The sequence below is a fragment of the Belliella pelovolcani genome (genome assembly GCF_900156785.1).
Lineage (GTDB): Bacteria > Bacteroidota > Bacteroidia > Cytophagales > Cyclobacteriaceae > Belliella > Belliella pelovolcani.
Map to the genome: position 1 here is coordinate 42,001 of NZ_FTOP01000012.1, position 19,988 is coordinate 61,988.

The following is a 19,988-nucleotide window of genomic DNA, read 5'->3' on the forward strand; positions in this document are numbered from 1 at the left end:
CAATTGACTTTTAGGACCAAATCTCAATTCATAAGGCTTATTTTATATATACAGGTATGCTTATATTCCATATCTGGTGACAATTTGGTAGATGGAAAATCAGGTCTATTTGGAGAGTCGGGAAAATGCTGAGTTTCCAAACAAAAAGCCCCTCTATATTGATACCTTTTCTCTTCTTTACCTGTTATGCTATTATCTAGAAAATTTCCAGAATAAAACTGAATCCCTGGTTCATTGGTAAAAACTTCCATCACAATTCCTGATTTTGGCGCATAAATGCGAGCTGCTAATTCAATAACCTTATCACTCACACGATCAATTATCCAGTTATGATCATATCCACCGCCAAATTGTAATTGTTCATTTGGCATATTAATGTCACGCCCTATTTCCTTAGGATTAGAAAAATCAAAAGGTGTTTCAAATACTGATTGAGGCTCCCCCATTGGGATTAAACCTTGGTCTACAGGAACATATTTAGCTGCATTCAACATTAAAGTATGATCTAAAATATCCCCTTCACCAGCACCATTTAAATTAAAAAATGAATGATGAGTTAAGTTGACCACAGTAGTTCGATCTGTGAGAGCTTGGTAATTTATTTTAAATTCATTGTCTTCTGTGAGTTCATACTTCATGATGACTTCAAGATTCCCTGGAAATCCCTCTTCTCCATCCATAGAAATATACTTGAAAGTAATCGTAGATTGATCAAAAGTTAAGACCTCCCATTGCACATTATGAAAACCATTAGGTCCGCCGTGAAGAGAATTTTCACCATTATTCTTTTCTAAATGATAGTACTTCCCTTCGATTTGAAACCTTCCATTTGCAATTCTGTTTCCGTATCTTCCAATTGCGGCTCCAAAGTATGGCTCTGGACTCGTCTCGTAAGTATCGGGTGATTCAAATCCCAGTACGATATCGCGAAACTCACCATTCTTATCTTCCACCCAAAACTCCATAACCCTAGCACCAAAGTCTGTTACTTTTATTCTGGAACCTTGGTGATTTACTAACCAAAATATTTGATATTTTGAATCTGAGTAATCAGAGTTCGATTGGCTATTACAGTTCATTAGGGTGCTTATCATGATGAACTGAAAAATAATCATCAGTAGTTTTTTCATTGATTTATTTGAATTTCAAGATCATAAAGCTTCTGATGTAAACTTCTCAACCAATCCCTGTCAAGCTTAATGACTTTCCGGTCATAAGTCATCAACCCATTTACTTCGATTTCAACATCAGTCGTTTGAGTATAAACAGCGGCGGATAAACCCTTTTGAATCAGTTCTTCTAATTTATCTATCAATTGTTTATATCTATTAGCCAAATCTTCCTTATCAGTGAAACTTTGATAGCCCCAATTGTCTTCATTTTGCCAAGTATGACCCGCAATTGGTAATCCCAGTCCCCCGAATTCTCCAAGAACTAAGATATTATCTTTTCCAAAAATATTAGGGTCAGGCATTACTGCTTCAGGATAGCTGTGCAGATCAATCATATGCCCTGTAATTTTAGAACCATCCATGATAAAATTTCCTCCACTCGCAGAATTGACAAGTCTGGTTTTGTCATAGTCTATGGTCCACTCGGTAACTTCCTTTGTATTGAACTGCCCCCATGCTTCATTGAATGGTACCCATACTACTATGGAAGGGAAATTGTAATTAGCATCTATGATCGCCTTCCATTCATTTAGATAAATTTGCTCTGATTCCTGACTTCTTTGTTTGTCCGTGGCTTTTCCTACAATCCCAAGTCTATGCTCCCAAACATTTCCGTGATCACCATTGGGCATATCTTGCCATACTAGCATCCCTAACCGATCACAATGATAATACCACTGCGCAGGTTCGACCTTGACATGTTTTCTGATCATATTAAAACCCATTTCCTTGGTTTTCAAAATATCAAAAAGCATTGCTTCCTCATTGGGTGCAGTGTACAAACCATCTGGCCACCATCCCTGATCTAAAGGACCATATTGAAATAAGAATTCCCCATTAAGCATCATTCTTTGAATGCCGTTTTCATCTACTTCCTGACTGATTTTTCTCAATGCAGCATAACTGTAAACCTTATCCAATTCTTGATCTCCCTGCATCAAAGAGATTTCAATGTCATAAAGGAAGGGGTCTTTGGGAGACCATTGCTTTGGATTTTGGATTTTTAACTCTGCCTTTTCTCCCGGGGTTACGGCTGTTTCAGCTACAAGCATTCCTTCATCCAGTGCTTTTACAACCACCTTATCTGCTACACTTTCACTAGAAATTATCGCCAAAACTTCAATTGTTTTCTTATCAAAGTCAGGAGTATTTTTCAAGGAACTTATATAAAACTCTGGTACTTCTTCGAGCCATACTGTCTGCCAAATTCCCGTAACAGGTGTATACCAAATTGAATTCGGTATGTTGACTTGCTTACCTCTAGGTTGAGGCCCTTGGTCTGATGGATCCCATACTCTAATACATAATTCTTGATCTTCGTCGGATATTATAAAGGGTGTAATATCAAAAGAGAAAGGATCATAACCTCCTCTATGAACACCTATACTTTTCCCATTGACAAAAACTTCTGATTCCCAATCAACACCTCCAAAATGTAACAAAAAGCGCTTTCCATCTTGCAATGAATTCAAGCTCAAACTTCGTCTATACCAAAGTTCTTGATTTTCCCCAACTTTTCTCAATACGCCGGATAAATCAGATTCCACTGCAAATGGCACTCTAATCTGTCCATCAAATAAAGTGGGTAATTTTTCTCCCTTTGGTAAAATTGCATAGTCCCAAAATCCATTGAGGTTTTCCCAGTTTGCTCTCTTCATTTGAGGTCTAGGATAAAAATCATGTCCAATTTCATCAGGATTTTCTACCCAGGGACTTTGAATGATAGGTTTTTGGAGTTCTTGATCATTTGTGAGCTCCTTGTTCAGGCAAGCACCAATTAAGAAAACTTGCAATAAAACTATTAGTCTTTTCATTGATTTCTTATTTAAAGTACCCCGAAGTTCTTCCCATGGTCAATAATTCCCAAATTGATGCAACTGTCCAGCCTGGAGCAAAAATATCGTTGTAAAATCCTTTACCATTTTTACCATAATCCCAAGCCGTATGTTGTACTACTTCAGGATAATAGCCAGTCTTAGCTACTCCCATGAGGTTATCCTTGTGAGGGAGCAGTTGCTCTCTCATTGAAGATCTAATAACAGATGCATATTCACCAAAAACAGGTTCATTGGTCTCTTTAGCTAACCAATCTAAAACTTCATCAAATTCAAAGATGAATACATCAATGTGGTTGTTTTCTACTGATACATTTCCCCATCCTCTACTTTTAAGGCCAATATCACCAAGCATTTGGCCTTGAGCAAAAGGCACATCCCATGTGTAATACCAAGACAATGTAAAATAGGCGGCTTTCTTTGCGAGATTGATATAATGGAATCTCTCTTTTCCTTTTGTCACCATGGATAGATAATACATGGCCGTAGCTGCATACAATGAAGCTTCCTTATCCTCACAATCAGCATCTAAAGTTGAAGAGAAATAATCTGATGGACCGATGATAGCTTCTTCTTGGTATATTGCCACTTTTCTAGCCACTTCCAAGTAACTTTTGTCCTTAAAATATTGAAAAGCCATAGTCAAGGGCAAGACTATAGACGGTGTACTACCTCCTGTTTCATCAATAACATTAAGATTTTTATCAAATTTTCTTGGAAAACTTCCATCTTGAAATTGAAGGCTTATAAGTCTTGAAAATAAGGTTTGAACTTTTTTTTCTAATACCTGATGATTTCGACCTTTAGATTTTTCATAATTCAAAAAAAGTAAAAAGGCATAAAGTCCCTCAGATTGCCTTCTAATGGAAAAAACATCAGTTTCTGATTTTTTATCAAAATCCACTACTTCACGGATCAAGCCTTCTTGATTAAATCCATTTTGGGTATAGCTTTGAAAAACAGCATAGGCCATTTGAAGGAGCTCATCGTCTTTATGACTTTCAGCGTATTCCAAAGCATTGAAAGCATTGAGCAGCACCCTACCAATAAATCCAACCTCCAATATTCCTGTGGATTCACATGTAGCAGTCTCTAAGTGAACTCCTGAAAACCCCTTCAATTCTCCAAAATCCACAAAAGAAGACTTAAAGTAATGCGTAAGCGTTTCCTTAATTTGATTGTCATTAAATTTTTGCTCTGCTATGGGTTGAGGGCTCAATAAATCCATGGAATAATGCCAAATGTCAGCTACAAAATCTGAAAAGTCCGTAGCTTGATGTTTTTTCACGCTGTAGTTTAACCACTTTTCTTGCCCTTCCTTCAAAAAAGCAAAAGCGGTTACTGGATCAGCTAAAGTGAGCTTTCTAATGTAAGTAAAAGGTCTTTCTGCGTAGGGGAAAGCATATTCGAGGAAAGTAAAGTCTTCAGTTTTACCAAAGCCCAAAGCCCCAAGGTCTGAATCACCAGAAAGTATTACTTCACCGGCTTCATGAGTAGTTAAGGCGATTTTTTCAATTTGGTCTTTTCTTATCAAACTGTAGCCTATGTTTTTATCGGGACAATATACGCTAACCAAAGGTGTGCTTAGCCTATCTTCCCTTACAAGCCAGTCTGAAGCTTCTCTAATGGAAGGGGCATTGTCAGGAGATCTTAGATTCTTTCTATACCAATATCCAGGCATTAAAATTTGAGAAGGCTCAAAGTCAACATCTTCAAATAAAATCTTGGATGAGAAGTTAAAATAAACATTTTCACGTGCAACCAATTTGATTTTTACATCAATATATTCTTTTGATTCTACAGTCTCAACAGCTATATCTATAGGTATTGAAGAAGTTGCAATAAACTTACCATGTTGATCCAATAAAACCTGATGTTGAGTAGAATGGTTACCTGGATTTTTAATGTTGATGCTAAATTTACTGTTTTTAAGAAAGTCAAAAACTGCTTCTGCTTTTGTGAATGAATTGGATACCAATAATATTAGTAGCGATAATAATAGCTGCTTCATAGAATCAATTATTTAAATTTTGGAGCGGGCTGACTAGTGATACTTGGAGTCCCTGATTGAATACTTGGCCATCCATCGACCCAGATAATTTTATCCAACAATAGTGGCCTTCTGCTAGCCCCATTCTGTAAGAGCGGGTTATTTTTGGGGATTGCATGATAAAGAAGCCAATCTTGTCCTTCTTCATCAGTCATAATATGACCATTGTGACCAGGACCTACAAAGCCGAATGACTCCGCATTTCTGGATAAAATGATTTCACCATAAGGTCCATCTTTGATATCATTTCCAGACTTATCTAAATAGGGCCCTAATAAATTTTCAGAAACTGCGACCCTTAATCGGTATGTACTATTTCCACCATCACAGCAAGATCCTTCTGAACCAAAATAATAGTACTTACCATTTTTTTTGAATATATAAGATGCTTCAAGATGATTGTGGCCTATATGTATTTTTTCACCTATGACTTGTCTACCATTCTCACTTAGCTCTACAGCATATATTCCGTGAAAGCTCCCCCAGAAAAGGTATTTTTTGTCATTATCTTCAATGTAGAAAGCATCAATTGAATTGGTAACTCCAATTTCATCAGAAAGGAAGAGTTTTCCTTGGTCTATAAACGGTCCTTCTGCCCTACTTGCTATTGCTAATCCAATCCCTGGGTTGGGATCTCCCCAAGTTGAATAAGAATAATACATGAAATATTCTTCACCAACTTTGGCAACATCGGGTGCCCAAAGACCTCCTTGATCTTTCCATGTTGGTTTGGTAATAAAAGCATTTCTAACAAATTCCCAAGAGACCAAATCTTTGGATCTTATAATAGGGACTAATTTGTGACCTCCTTCACTTCCCCAATTGTCTTCCGTACCATATGCATAGTAAAATTCACCATCTTTCAAGACCGATGGATCTGCAAGTACAGGTTCAAAAACAGGGTTTACATAGTTTTTTTGAACTGGTGTCGTATCGTTTTCTTCAATATCAGGGATTTGCGGATCTGGATCACTACAACTAAATCCTACTAAAAGGAATAGTATTAGAAAACTAAAAACCAAAGATAAATACTTCATTGTATGTAAAATTTAAGAGAGGGAGGGAATGGAAATTGCATTTCCATTCCCATAGATAAGTTGAATAGGTTATTAATTTTTACCAGCCAGGATTTTGACTCATGTTAGTATTAATATCTAAATCTCGCTGTGGTATTGGGAGAAACTCATGTCTTCCAATGACAAAATTGTTGAAATTCGGTTCCCTTGAAGCTAAGCCTGAACCTAGGTCACCCCATCTTGCTAGATCTGACCATCGGTGACCTTCCCCAGAAAGTTCTAATAACCTCTCATGCTTAATTTGTTCTAAGAATTCATTTTGACCCATTCCAGGCTTAATTGTTGACAGAGCAGGTAGACCAACTCTTGCTCTTACGCGATCTACATGAGCATATGCTTGGCTTGTCCTACCCGTAGCATTTAATACTTCGGCATACATCAATAGCACATCTGCATACCTGATTACTCTATAATTATTCGGAGATCTAAACCCTTCATCATTCTTCCAATGATCATTCAAAAACTTCCTAAAGAATACCCTTGAATTATTAAGTCCATATCTTTGGGCAAATGTCTGACCATAAATTTGAGTAAACTCAGGACCTCTTTCATCGGTGTTGGAGAATAAAAATGATGCAGCAAGTCTTGGATCCCTTGCATCATTTGTAGTTCTTTCTTTTAAAAATTCTGCAATCATCCACGTTCTAGCTTCTGCATCCGTAAAGCCAATTCCTGGAGGAGCAAAGAACTGAGCAATAGAAGTACCATAATTGTGATTTGGGGTACTCACATCATTATCTGTCACCTCTGTAGGATTGACTGTAAATTGCCACTCAAATATAGACTCTTGATTATTCTCACTTGTGATGAGGAAATTATCTCGATAATTAGGCATCAAATTATAGACTGATGCTCCTTCACCGTTCACAAGCCAATTTAAAGGTGTTTCCGCCTCGTTCATTTTACCCTGCTGCATTAAGGTTTTGGCAAGCAAAGCTTGGGCTGCGCCTTTGGTGACTCTTCCTAAATCTCTACTATTGGGATAAACGGTAGGAAGCCCATCCACAGCTCTACTTAAATCTAACTCTACCTGATCCCAAACTTCAGCTTGATTGCTTGTTGAAGGAAGATCTGTTGGTTTAGAAGTTTCTAACATCAAAGGGACATTACCCCATAATAATGCAAGGTTATAGTAAAAATACCCTCTTAGAAAGTAAGCTTCTCCCAATAGCCGAGCTTTCAGGGTATTATCCATTTCAATATTTGGAACATTATCTAGGACTTGATTGGCTCTGAAAATTCCCACATAACAATCCACCCAAACATCAATCACAGGTCCGAAATTATAATCTGGCTGAATGAATCCACCCATTGCATTGGCGAGGTCAGACCATGGGCTACCTGAAAAACCTTCGTCAGATCGAGTGATGTGAAGCATAGGCATCCATCTAGACATTCCTGGTCTTGCAAAAGTCGAGTAGATTGCATTGACTCCCTGTTCGGCATCTGTGGCATTTTGCCAGAAAACCTCCATAGTAGGTTGATTTGGATTGATAATATCTAATTCTGGATTACAGCTTAATACACCGACTGAAGCTGCTATCAATATATATTTAGAAATATTTTTCATGATTGATTTGCTAATAATTAAAACTCAAACTGTAAGCCTAAAGAATAAATCCTACTTGCTGGCCAATTGCCATTGTCAAATCCTCTTTCTAAGATTCCATTTCCTGTCACATCAGGGTCTAGTCCAGAGTATTTTGTGAACGTGAGCAAATTCTGTCCACTTATAAAAAGTCTTGCATTGCTTACCTTCCATTTCTCAAAACTGGCCAAATTTAGATTATAACCAATTTCTAGGTTTCTTAACCTAACGTAAGAACCATCTTCTAGCCATCGATCACTTTCTAATCTTGCATTATCAATTAATCCTGGATCACCTACTGCAACACCGATTCTAGGATCTGAAGTGTTTGTATTTTGTGGAGACCAAGGGCTTATATCAGCTCTGAAATTTGTATTTTGATAACTATCTATTTCCCTTCTAACCCCATTCATAATGGTATGACCGAAAACTCCCACCCATTGCATGTTTAATGTGAAATTCCTATATGAAGCATTGAACTGGGCACCGGTTTGGAGTGTTGGCCATGGAGATCCTACAAAAGTTCTATCTTCTTGATTGATCTCACCATCTCCATTGATATCTACAAATTTGATGTCACCTGGTCTGGCAAAAGGTTGGATAACCTGTCCATTAGCATTAGTATAGTTATTGATCTCTTCCTGACTTTGGAAAAGACCATCAGTTTTCAGAACGTACCATTCTCCTAGTGGCCTCCCAATTTGGGATCTTGTCAGGCCAGTTTGAATGTAATTAATACCCTCTCCAAGGTTTCCTACATCCATTACTCTATTTCTGATGGTGGTCATATTCGCAGAGACTTCCCACTTCAACTCTCTTTTCATATTTCTGTAAGTTGCAGCGATTTCTACACCTCTGTTTCTAATTGAAGCGGCATTTACAGCAGGCTCCCCTCCAAGATTTCCCAAGTACCATGCGATAGGGAGATTTACCAAAACGTCTTGTGAAAGAGAATTATAGTATTCAGCAGATAGAATCAATTGATCCTCGAAAAACCCTGCATCGAAACCGAAATTTTGACTAATTCTCCTCTCCCACCCAAGATTTGGGTTTGCAAGTCTAGCTTGTGTAGCCCCAACATTAGGCTGTTCGTCAGGCCCAAAAATTGCTCTTGGATTTGAATTGAGGAAACCTATATAATCCCAAGCTCCAACAGTAACGATCCCTAATTCACCATATGATGCTCTAAGTTTCAAATCAGAAATTAAGGATGAATTGAAAAATGATTCTTCCGAAATTCTCCAACCTCCAGCAATAGACGGGAAGAATTTAGATCTATTGGCAGATCCAAATCTAGAGTCTGCATCATATCTTCCTGTCAAGGTTAGTAAATACCTGTCATCATAGGTGTAATTTGCTCTTCCCAAAAAGCCAGATATAGTATACTGAAAGGGGATAAAACCATCAGCAATAGCTTCTCCTGTAGCTGAGCTTACAGTATTCAAATACCTGCCATCAAAGGACTGGAGATCTGTTCTTCCAGCAGAAAGCACATCCCTTTTAGTGATTTGTTGAGAATGACCTACAACTGCAGATATACTATGTTTATTTATAACTTTATTATAGTTTATGGTATGTTCGAGCAAAAAGCTAGAAAACAAAGATCTATCCTCGATAATACTTGTAGGGGCAGCTGGTTGATTAAAGTACCACTCCCCAGCTCTTCTCATTCTTTTATTATGATCGAAGCTCAGCTCAGCACCAGCATTGAACCTATACACCAAGCCTTCAAGGATATCCACATCCAAATATGCATTACCAACTAATTTGGCAAAGTTACTTCTAAAGCTATTGATAGCATTTACTGCCAATGGGTTCCAAGCGTAAGTGACTGCGTCTGTAGTTCCGATTCCCCAGCCATCTGGATTAGCAGCTGTGATATAACGACTATCTTGAACAGGAATAACAGGGAGGTGTAGTGGCATATCGTAAAAAGGATTTCCAGTACCTGGGGCATTTGTTATTGAGTTGGTAAAAACTAAATTTTCACCAAAGGTCACCCTACCTTTTGTATTCTTTGTATTGATTCTTAGTGCTGCCCTTTGAAAGTCATTTCCAATTAGAACACCCTTATTCACAAAATACGATCCAGAAATCAAGTAACTAGATGATTTTGATCCACCTGAAAGTGTAATGTTATAATCTTGAGCATTTCCAAGTCTTGTACCTTCATTATACCAATTCGTATTAATAGCAGGGTCAAATGCAGTGGCAACACTTGAAGGAGGTGTTAAACCAGAGTTTAAAAACTGAGTTCTTTGCAATTCAGCAAATTCAACATTGTTCATCATATTGTACCCTTGCGGCAATTGTTGAATCCCATATTTTGCTGAAATACTTACTCTAGGAGTACCTTCTGCTCCTTGCTTCGTTGTGATGATAATCACTCCGTTTGCAGCTCTAGAGCCATAAATAGCCGCTGCTGATGCATCTTTTAAGATTTGAATCGATTCAATATCATTGGTATTGATAGTTGGGTTGGCGTCAGCAATCATTCCATCTATTACATACAGCGGACTTGAATTGATAAAACTAGCAACCCCCCTAATTTCTACTTGAGCATTTTGGCCAGGAGCACCACCATTTCTTACAGAAACACCTGGAGCTAGCCCTTGCAAAGATTCACCTAATGAAGCTGCGGTAACTCTACTTTGCTTGTCAGTACCAACAACTGCTGTTGCACCAGTCAAATCCTTTTTTTTGACTGTTTGATACCCGATTACAACGACCTCCTCTAAGTCGCTTAAGTCTTCTTCAAGTTCAACACTTACTGATGATCTTCCCAGTAGTGGTATTTCTCTTTGAAGAAAGCCTATAAATGAAAAAACTAAAGTGCTTTGATCATTGGATACATTCAATTGAAAATTCCCATCTATGTCAGTGACGGTACCGTTGGAAGTGCCCTTCTCAATTACTGTTACACCTGGAAATACTTCACCAGTTGATTTTTCAAGGACAGTTCCTCTAATAATTTGTTGATTTTGCGCCCTAAGAGGCGGGTAATTACAACCTAGAAAGAACAGCAGCAGTAATGCTGATAATTGTAACTTTTTTTTCATGGGACATTTTGGGTTAATTTTTAATAATTGAGATTATAAATTCAAATTCCTCCTTTGTTAAAATTCAAAAGACTGAGTGAATGTAGTATTTAGGCATTTTCCTTTTTGAAAGAAATCCTTCAATTATGAGTAATTTTCCTGCTAGAGGTATCAAATGAAGGTTTTGTTATAGAATCTGAATATTTTATTTCCTTAATTGGAATTGAAATCAAAATTGCTGTTTATCCAAAAAATAAAGAAAGTAAAGTACCCATGCGAAAGCACATAATTGCCACAATTTTAATAATATGCTTCAGTATAGTTTCGATGAGAACTAATGCTCAGCGTTCATATTTTCGGCACTTAAATATGGAGAATGGGTTAAGTCACAATACAATCTTCACAATTCATCAAGATCAGCTTGGCTTCATGTGGTTTGGAACCAAAGATGGGCTAAACAGATATGATGGACATCAGTTTAAAATCTTCAAAAACATCCCAGGAGATCCATCCAGTTTAAAAAACAACCACATTCTATCACTTTTTGAAGGAAAAGATAATAATCTCTGGGTAGGGACAAATGATGGAGTATCTATTTACTACCCAGGGTTGGAGCAATTCAAAAACTTTGAAGCAGTTGATCAGAATGGTGATAAAGTATGGGGTCAAATTTTAAAAATCAAGGAAGATCAGCATGGTCAAATATGGATTGCTTCTAGCTCAGCAGGACTTTATAAATATCATATTGAGAAAGAAACCCTAACCAGATATTATCATGATCCGAATAACTCTAAGACATTGGGTTCTGGATCTGTTTCATCTTTAACTATTGATAAAGATGGTAATATTTGGGTTGGAATTCTTGGGGGAGGTGTGGAGAAATACCTACCAAATAATGACTCTTTTTTAAATTACCCAAATGCTACTTTAACCTTAAAAAAAGACTTAATTCTTGACCTATATGATCATGGTGAAGACCTACTTATAGGAACAAAAAATAATGGGGTAAAAATTTTCAATAAGAATGATGGCTCTATTCAGAATCTTTTAAATAAAGATGCTGAAGGGAATCCACTATTTGTAAGAAACATTATTCAAACGGATTTGGAGGAAATTTATATTGGGACAGAGTTGGGAGTCTTTATTTATGATTTTAAAACAAAAAATTTCAATCACCTTACCCAAAATCCAAACGACCCATATAGCTTATCTGATAATGCTACTTATTCAATATACAAGGATAACGAAGGAGGAATATGGATAGGCACATACTTTGGCGGTTTAAACTATTTATCAAGCACATCAGCTAATTTTGAAAAATACTACCCCATCATCAATAAGGATTCGCCAAAAGGAAAACGAGTTCGAGAGATTGTTGAAGATCAGTACGGTATTATTTGGGTAGGAACAGAAGATGCAGGATTGAGCAAGTTTGACCCCAAAACACAAAAATTTAAAAATTACTTACCAGAAAAGGGGAAAAATTCGCTGAGCTACCATAATGTACATGGGCTGATGATTGATGGCAGAAATCTTTGGATTTCAAGTCATAGCCAAGGGTTAAGAGTGGATATTCTTAACCTTTCTGACAATTCATTCAAAAAACTTGATCAATCTGCCCTACAAAATCCACTTTTTGATACGGATATATTCTCAATTTTTAAAGATTCAAAAGGAAATAAGTGGTTTGGAACCATTTCTGGAGTTTACAGGATGGCCTCTGGAGAAAATGAAATGAAATTTTTCAAGGATTTAAGTATTAGTTTTTATTATGACATCATTGAAGATCATGCTGGAAATATCTGGTTTGCCACTATCAATAATGGGTTATTCCGTCTAAGTCCAATCGATGGTAAAATTGATCATTTTTTACCAGACACAATTTCTGGGGATGGATTACCTGGTATATCTATCATTTCACTTTTTGAAGATAGTAATCAAAGAATTTGGGTAGGTACAGAAGGCTATGGTCTAGGATTATTTGATCCAAAAAAAAATCAATGGAGTGTATTCAAGCAGTCTGATGGTTTACCAAGCAATACAATATATAAAATATTGGAAGATGATGCTGAATATCTTTGGATAAGTACAGGTAATGGTTTGGTAAGATTCAACCCAAACAACAAAAGTATAGAAAGGTATAGCAAATCTGATGGATTGCTATCAGATCAATTTAATTATAAGTCTGGTTTAAAAGCTAGTGACGGCACTTTGTATTTTGGAACATTGAATGGTTTTGTCTCATTTAATCCAACCACGTTGACCAAGCAACCAAATTCTCCAAAGCTTATTCTTACTGGAATAAAGCTATTTAATGAAGAATTATTTGTTGGTTCGGGTGATGGAATTTTAAAATCCTCCATCACCTCTACCAAATCAATTTATCTTTCCCATGATCAATCTTCATTGAGTTTTTCATTTGCAGCACTCAGTTATTCTTCTCCAGAATCTTGGAAGTACCTCTACAAATTGGAAGGATTAGAAAAGGATTGGAATGTATTAGAAAAAAATAATGATGTTTCATACTTGAACATCCCTCCTGGTACTTACAAGTTCGTTGTCAAAACGATCACTGACAATGGAGAAATCAATCAAGAAGAAGCTTCACTGAATATTAAAATAACACCTCCTTTTTACTTTTCTAAAATTGCCTACACCCTTTATTCATTAATTTCAGCCTCCATCTTATTTGGAAGTATACTTTTATATAGAAAAAGAATTCAAAAAAGACATCAAAAAAATATTGAAAGTTTAGAGTCTCAGAAGGAGAAAGAAATATTTAATGCTAAGATTGAATTTTTTACCAATATCACCCATGAAATCAGAACTCCATTAACTTTAATTAAAGGGCCTTTGGAAGTCATGCTAAAGAAAGAAAATTTCCAGGAGCAGGAGACGAAAGAGAATCTCAAAATCATGGAAAAGAATGCCGATCGTTTAATTCATTTGAGCAATCAGCTTTTGGATTTTCGCAAAGCAGAAAAGCAAAGCTTTCGACTTAATTTCGTGAAAATAGATATTTCTAGGCTACTACAAGATATTCAATATAGATTCAAGCCACTAGCTGAAAAAGATCAAATTTTCTTCAAGCTTACCGGAGTTGAGAATTCCTTTTTTGCTGATGTAGATCAAGAAGAGCTAATAAAAATCATCAGTAACTTGGTAACTAATGCTTTCAAATATGCTACACATCAAGTAATTATAGACTTGATTATAGAGAGCGGAGAATATTTTCTAATCGTTGTCAGCAATGATGGGCCATTGATCAATAAAGCTTATAGAGATAAAATATTTGAACCTTTTTACCAAATTGACCCAGAGGAAACTCAAAAACCTCGTCAAGGGACTGGATTGGGATTACCCTTGGCTAGATCATTAGCAGAGATGCACAAAGGTTTTCTTTATTATGAAGATAAACATCTTGTAGGCTTAAACTCATTCATTCTAAAGCTTCCAGTTAGACAAAGTCATACTTTTTTTATTGACGAGAATCAAGCAAACTTAGACGATAATAAAATAGATTCTGAAGCAATTGAAAGGATAAAAATAACTACCGATGTCAGACAAACTATTTTAATTGTAGAAGATAATAAAGAGCTTCAGTCCTTTATTGAATCAAACCTTAAGTATGACTATCATATGCTAAAAGCAAGTCATGGCTTAGATGCTATTGCGCTTTTGGAACACCATCAAGTAGACTTGATCATTTCTGACATAATGATGCCAATGATGGATGGAATTGAATTGTGTCAACATATTAAATCAAATTTAATTTATTCGCATATTCCATTGATTTTACTTACAGCTAAAAATAGTATTCAGTCAAAAATTGAAGGGCTTGAAGTAGGAGCAGATGTATACATTGAAAAGCCATTTTCATTAGAGTATTTGGTTTTACAAGTGAAAAACCTCCTTAAATATAGGGATCAGGTTAGAGATAGTTTTGCAAATTCTCCAGGAGTTTTATCTGTAAGCATAGCTCACACAAAGGCTGATGAGGTGTTTTTGGAGGAAGTCAACAGGCTAATTTCAAATCATATTTCCAATGAGCAGTTTGGCGTAAATGAATTAGCTGAAATTCTAAATATGAGTCAATCCAGTCTCTTGAGAAAAATCAAAGGAATTTCAAAATTAACTCCGAATGAATATATCAGACTTGTCAGGTTAAAAAAGTCTGCGGAGTTGCTTAGCACAGGTAAATATAGTGTTGCAGAAGTATGTGATTTGGTTGGCTTTAATTCACCAAGTTATTTTTCAAAATGCTTTCAAAAACAATTTGGCGAGCTTCCAAAAGATTACCAGAAATCGGAAAGAAGTTGAGATAAACCTCTCCAATGTTCAGAACCATTTTAAAACCAATGTACTGACTAATTGTTATTCCTTAAGATATTAGAATATAGCAAAAGTCCAATCCCATGATTCAAACAGATGATTTTGAAAAAGTAGAAGTCACATCACAAGAGAACTTACGAAGGTGGTTGGAACAAAACCATCAACAAAAGAAAAGTGTATGGCTTGTAACATTTAAAAAATCAATCCCAGAAAAATACCTTTCCACCTCTCAGGTTTTAGATGAACTCTTATGTTTTGGTTGGATAGACGGGATCAGAAGAAAGTTGGATGAACATAGAACCATGCAGCTGATTTCACCAAGAAAAGTCGAACATTGGGCAAGAACTTATAAAGACAGAGCTGCCAAGTTGATTGAGGAGGGCAAAATGCAAAAAGCCGGTTTTCAGTCCATTGAGCTGTCTAAGCAAAATGGTCTTTGGGATTTTATGGAAGATGTGGACAAGTTAATTGTCCCAAATGACTTACAGGAAGCTTTGGACCAGAAGCCTGGAGCTACGGAATTTTTCTATACCATCAATGATTCAAGTAAGCGATTCGTACTCCGATGGATCAAATTAGCCAAAACTGAAAAGACGAGAAAAGCAAGGATTGAGCAATTAGCTGAACTATCTGCGAAAGGAGAAAAATTAAAGGGAAGTTAAGTAATAAGGTGGGAAATAAGAGCTATCGTATCCCGGGTCAAGTGCATTCTCCCAATTGATAATAAAATTTTATGATTATCCGATTTCGCACCCGTAACCATATTTTATTACGCACACACCTTAAAATCAGCTGTTTTTGACTGTTGCCCGTCAAGATTATCAGCTTGATTCTTTCGTTTTATTAAATTACTGGTGTCATAGCGGATAATCATGTAAAATTGTTTGAAGAAACCTCACTCAATTTCAATTGCCAAACTCGACACTTTCTTAAAAACACAACTGACAATAAACCAATAGGTAAGGATTTTATTTTGTAAAGAGAAAGGGATTACCCGTACCCTCATAGCATGCCGCACTGCCACTATTGAATCTCCCTATAGTCGATTTCGAACTAGGTTTGTTTGGAGAGTATTCTCATCCTTTATTCATTCTATTCACGTAATCTTTAGGAAATAAAAAAACCAACTCTATTTCTAAAGTTGGCTTTTAGCAGAGAGGAAGGGATTACTCGTACACACATGGCATGCCGCACAGCCCCTCGTGAATCTCTCTTCGGTCGATTTCGAACCAAGTTTTTATTAAAAGGGCTCTCATCCCTTCCTCCTACTATATTCGTCGAATCTTGTGGAAATAAAAAAACCAACTCTATTTCTAAAGTTGGTTTTTTTGCAGAGAGGAAGGGATTCGAACCCTCGATACCCTTTAGGGGTATACACGCTTTCCAGGCGTGCTCCTTCAACCACTCGGACACCTCTCTAGTTGCTGTCTTGTTGATTCGGAGTGCAAAGAAAATTATAAAATCTACCCTAAGCAAACATTGACCCATATTTTCTTTACTTAAGATTGGATCGGACTGGAGGTTAGGGGATTGGGGATTAGTTATTGGGGATTGGGGATTGGGGATTAGGGATTAGTGGTTATTGGGGATTAGTTATTGGGGGATTAGTTATTGGGTAACTGTGTAATTGATTAATTGTGCAGAGTTTTAATCGATTACACGATTACACAATTCATCAAGAAATTGGGGATTTCAAATTTTTAGTAACCCGTATTTCTCCTTTATAACTGATAAATATTACCTTATTTCTTGATTAGCTCAACTTAAACCTGAGCAGTCAAGGACATCTCTCCTGCTATAGGTTGGATGAGCTTTCTTCGGATTTCGGAGTCGCTGTTTTCATTAGCGAGAAGAAACATCAATTTGGTGATGGCAGCCTCCGTGGTGATGTCTCCTCCACTCAAGACACCAATGCGCTTGAGGTCTTTGCTTGTCTCGTACCTACCCTGAATCACCCTGCCTCCATTGCATTGAGACACATTAAGGATAATTAGCCCTTTTTTTACTGCTTTTTCCAAAGACTCAATAAACCAACGCTCACTTGGACTATTTCCAGAGCCATAGGTTTCCAAAACCACCCCTCTCAATCCTTTTGTCGCAAAGCAACTATCCATGATGTTTTGGGTAATACCTGGGAATAGTTTGAGTACCATGACATTGTTATCCAATTGATTGAAATACTTGAGTTTCTTCCCTTCCTCAAATGGTTTGATTGAAGCATAGTTATAATCTATCACAATTCCCGATTCGGCCAAGGGAGGGTAATTCTCAGATTCGAAGGCATCAAAATGCACACTTTGTACTTTCTTAGATCTATTTCCCCTGAGAAGCATGTGGTTGAAGAAAATACAAACTTCGGGCACAATAGGCTTACCATTGGCTTTTGCCGTAGCAATCTCTAGGGAAGTCATCAAATTCTCCCGCGCGTCGGAACGCATGGCAGAGATGGGCAACTGCGCTCCTGTGAATATCACTGGCTTGCTCAAACCTTGGAGCATATAACTCATCATGGATGCGGAGTAGGCCATGGTATCTGTTCCATGAAGTACTACAAAACCATCATAGCTATCGTAATTTTCATAAATGATATAAGCCATATCTACCCAATGTTGCATGTTGACATTGGACGAATCAATAGGCTCGGGAAAGGAGATGACTGTAATCGCTGCATTCATACTAGTCAAGGTGGGGATTTTCTCCAAGATCTGCCCAAAGTTGAATGGAACAAGGGCACCACTTTCGTCATAAGCCATTCCCAGGGTTCCCCCTGTGTAAATGATCAAAACAGAGCTAGTAATCTCGCTCTTTGCAGCAGTATTCAGTCTTACGATTTTATAATTCATGGCTGAAAACGATGAAATATATTTTGGGTATTTGTTTCGGTGATTCTGGAAACCTCCTCTAGGCTGGTTTCACAAAGGTCTGCCACACGCTGGGCAATGATTGGGATATATTCCGGGGAATTTCTCTTTCCTCTATGGGGTACAGGGGCAAGATACGGTCCGTCAGTTTCTAATACAAGGTGTGCTAATCCTATCTCAGGAATAACCTTATCAAGCCCTCCATTTTTGTAGGTAGATACGCCTCCGATTCCCAGAAGAAAACCAAGATCGATGATGGCTTTTGCTTGCTCAACTGTACCCGTAAAACAATGAAAAATCCCTCTCAATCGATCATCTTTCAATTCTTGTATGATGGCGATGGTCTCATCCATGGATTCCCTACAATGCAGGATGATCGGCCACTCTTTGTCTTTTGCCCATTGTATTTGAATCCTGAGGGCTTCCTTTTGTTGCTCAAAGAAGGTCTTATCCCAATATAAATCCAAGCCTGTCTCCCCAATCCCTGCAAACTCCCGCTTATTGATCCAGTCTTCCATGATGTAAAGGTCTTTTTCAAAATCCTTTTTGACATCACAAGGGTGTAGTCCCATCATGGGGTGGCATTGATCAGGATGATTCAACTCTACTTCCAGCATGGCATCGATGGTCTCCACATCCACATTGGGCATGTAGATCTTACTTACACCTGATTCAAAGGTTCTTCGAATCACCTCCTCTCGGTCTGATTCATATTTGCTAGAATATATGTGTGCGTGCGTATCTGAGAATTGATGCATTTGAGATCTTAGATTTTAGTCCCGAGAAATCAGGGAGATTTTGGATTGGTGTTGAGAGGGTGATTGGAAATGGCCTACAATTCAAGAATAATAACTTAATACCTTAATACTATTAAATCCGCCACGGCGGACAAGCTATTCCAACTTTCAAACTCCTATAGACTCCTTCACACTTCAATACTTTCTTCCTTTCCAGTTTGTTTTGGATGGCCAAAAATAGTAAAGTATAGTGGTCCAAGCTGTAAATAAGTAATAAATTTCAAAGAAGATCAGGGCTAGGATGTTCGCCTTTTGTGAGATTTTCTTTTTGAATAGGTAGATAAAATATGACTGAATGGACCATTTTGTCAACCAAAACAGCCAGCCTAAAAATGTATAATTGACAATCAATAAGATCACCAATGGAAGAAATAGAGCCTGCAAAGCCAAAAGTGCTTTGATGGTCAGTGGCAACTTCATCGCTCCATGCATCCAGCGTTTGCGCTGCTCCAGCAGGCTAAATAGATTGGGCTGCGCCTTAGTGGTGATCAGATTTTGATCGCTAACCTGATGAATCCCTTTGAAGCCTTTCTGTTGAATGGCCTGTGCAATTTCAAAATCTTCGGTAAGGGAAAACTTCAGCCCAGAAAAGCCTCCTACGGCGTCATAGGCTTTTTTGGTGATCAGCATGTTATTGCCCATAGTCGTCACTGATAGTCCCAGATCTGATAACACCTTGACCATCCCAAGGGTAAAGAGCCAGTCATAGTCCTGCATCTTGGCATAAAACCCTAGAGACTGCACTGAAGTCACACCAGTAACGAAGCCAATTTGCTCACTGCTCTGTACTGCTAGTACCATTTCTTTGGCCCAGGAAGTAGGAACTATACAATCTGCGTCAGTAAAAAGCAGGTATTCACCCGTGGCAAAATCACCCATCTGTGCCAAGGCATTGGCTTTTCCATTGATTTTTCGAGTTCTCTCAGCAACAGTGGGCACAATGTCGACCAAAGAAGCATAAGGCTTTTCTGCAACCCATGCTTCTATGATCTCAGCAGTATCATCTATACTCTGATCATTGCCTAGGATTACCTGAAGCTTTGTTGTGGGATAATCCAATTGCTCAAGTGCTTGCAGACAGTGACGAATGATGCCAGCTTCGTTTCTTGCAGGGATCAGAATACTGATTTGAGGAAGTTCTTGGGCTTCTTTTTGATGGTATGATCTGAAATTTGTACGAAAAAAAACAACCAGGAATAAATTCTGGCAAAGTAAAAGCATTACACAAATTAGTTCTAT

11 protein-coding genes and 1 tRNA gene are annotated in these 19,988 nt (G+C 37.5%); 2 read left to right on the forward strand and 10 right to left on the reverse strand.

The window, feature by feature from the left end; genetic code table 11:
- Positions 1–23 precede the first annotated feature (23 nt).
- From BW935_RS13200 to BW935_RS13225, 6 genes are all read right to left on the reverse strand, one after another.
- Positions 24–1,130, reverse strand: coding sequence for an aldose epimerase family protein (locus tag BW935_RS13200; protein ID WP_076502185.1), 1,107 nt, complete (start codon positions 1,128–1,130; stop codon positions 24–26).
- The gene (locus BW935_RS13205) at positions 1,127–2,986 is read right to left on the reverse strand and encodes a glycoside hydrolase family 2 protein (protein ID WP_076502187.1); all 1,860 of its coding nucleotides are present in this window, start codon (positions 2,984–2,986) and stop codon (positions 1,127–1,129) included. The genes BW935_RS13200 and BW935_RS13205 overlap by 4 nt, the downstream gene beginning before the upstream one ends.
- Before the next feature lie 7 nt (positions 2,987–2,993).
- A complete protein-coding gene (locus BW935_RS13210) occupies positions 2,994–5,018 on the reverse strand; it encodes a glycoside hydrolase family protein (protein ID WP_076502188.1) in 2,025 nt (674 codons plus the stop codon).
- Between the two features lie 8 nt (positions 5,019–5,026).
- Positions 5,027–6,094: a family 43 glycosylhydrolase gene (locus BW935_RS13215; RefSeq protein WP_076502190.1), complete on the reverse strand. Its 1,068-nt coding sequence runs from the start codon at positions 6,092–6,094 to the stop codon at positions 5,027–5,029.
- A gap of 79 nt (positions 6,095–6,173) precedes the next feature.
- A complete protein-coding gene (locus BW935_RS13220) occupies positions 6,174–7,703 on the reverse strand; it encodes a RagB/SusD family nutrient uptake outer membrane protein (protein WP_076502192.1) in 1,530 nt (509 codons plus the stop codon).
- A 17-nt stretch (positions 7,704–7,720) separates the two neighbouring features.
- Positions 7,721–10,780, reverse strand: coding sequence for a SusC/RagA family TonB-linked outer membrane protein (locus BW935_RS13225; protein ID WP_076502194.1), 3,060 nt, complete (start codon positions 10,778–10,780; stop codon positions 7,721–7,723).
- Positions 10,781–11,128: 348 nt separating this feature from the next.
- Here BW935_RS13225 and BW935_RS18570 point away from each other — a divergent pair, with 348 nt between their 5' ends.
- Together BW935_RS18570 and BW935_RS13235 are read left to right on the forward strand one after the other, a co-directional pair.
- Positions 11,129–15,079: a two-component regulator propeller domain-containing protein gene (locus tag BW935_RS18570; protein WP_217695367.1), complete on the forward strand. Its 3,951-nt coding sequence runs from the start codon at positions 11,129–11,131 to the stop codon at positions 15,077–15,079.
- Between the two features lie 95 nt (positions 15,080–15,174).
- Positions 15,175–15,753 (forward strand): YdeI/OmpD-associated family protein, encoded by a 579-nt coding sequence (locus tag BW935_RS13235; protein WP_076502198.1) that lies wholly within the window; start codon positions 15,175–15,177, stop codon positions 15,751–15,753.
- A 669-nt stretch (positions 15,754–16,422) separates the two neighbouring features.
- On the opposite strand, the gene BW935_RS13240 is transcribed toward BW935_RS13235, so the two are convergent.
- The 4 genes from BW935_RS13240 to BW935_RS13255 form a co-directional block, all read right to left on the reverse strand.
- Positions 16,423–16,510, reverse strand: a tRNA-Ser gene (locus BW935_RS13240).
- A gap of 344 nt (positions 16,511–16,854) precedes the next feature.
- On the reverse strand, positions 16,855–17,934 hold the full coding sequence (locus BW935_RS13245) for an asparaginase (RefSeq protein ID WP_076502200.1): 1,080 nt from the start codon (positions 17,932–17,934) through the stop codon (positions 16,855–16,857).
- Entirely contained in the window at positions 17,931–18,710 is a 780-nt protein-coding gene (locus tag BW935_RS13250) for a TatD family hydrolase (protein ID WP_076502202.1), read from the reverse strand. The genes BW935_RS13245 and BW935_RS13250 overlap by 4 nt, the downstream gene beginning before the upstream one ends.
- A gap of 174 nt (positions 18,711–18,884) precedes the next feature.
- Entirely contained in the window at positions 18,885–19,970 is a 1,086-nt protein-coding gene (locus BW935_RS13255; protein ID WP_245802701.1) for a glycosyltransferase, read from the reverse strand.
- Between the last annotated feature and the right edge of the window lie 18 nt (positions 19,971–19,988).

Coding starts and splice junctions, on each gene's coding strand:
- BW935_RS13200 (WP_076502185.1), bottom strand. CDS start 1,130: ATGAAAAAACTACTGATGATTATTTTTCAGTTCATCATGATAAGCACC.
- BW935_RS13205 (WP_076502187.1), bottom strand. CDS start 2,986: ATGAAAAGACTAATAGTTTTATTGCAAGTTTTCTTAATTGGTGCTTGC.
- BW935_RS13210 (WP_076502188.1), bottom strand. CDS start 5,018: ATGAAGCAGCTATTATTATCGCTACTAATATTATTGGTATCCAATTCA.
- BW935_RS13215 (WP_076502190.1), bottom strand. CDS start 6,094: ATGAAGTATTTATCTTTGGTTTTTAGTTTTCTAATACTATTCCTTTTA.
- BW935_RS13220 (WP_076502192.1), bottom strand. CDS start 7,703: ATGAAAAATATTTCTAAATATATATTGATAGCAGCTTCAGTCGGTGTA.
- BW935_RS13225 (WP_076502194.1), bottom strand. CDS start 10,780: ATGAAAAAAAAGTTACAATTATCAGCATTACTGCTGCTGTTCTTTCTA.
- BW935_RS18570 (WP_217695367.1), top strand. CDS start 11,129: ATGGAGAATGGGTTAAGTCACAATACAATCTTCACAATTCATCAAGAT.
- BW935_RS13235 (WP_076502198.1), top strand. CDS start 15,175: ATGATTCAAACAGATGATTTTGAAAAAGTAGAAGTCACATCACAAGAG.
- BW935_RS13245 (WP_076502200.1), bottom strand. CDS start 17,934: ATGAATTATAAAATCGTAAGACTGAATACTGCTGCAAAGAGCGAGATT.
- BW935_RS13250 (WP_076502202.1), bottom strand. CDS start 18,710: ATGCATCAATTCTCAGATACGCACGCACACATATATTCTAGCAAATAT.
- BW935_RS13255 (WP_245802701.1), bottom strand. CDS start 19,970: ATGCTTTTACTTTGCCAGAATTTATTCCTGGTTGTTTTTTTTCGTACA.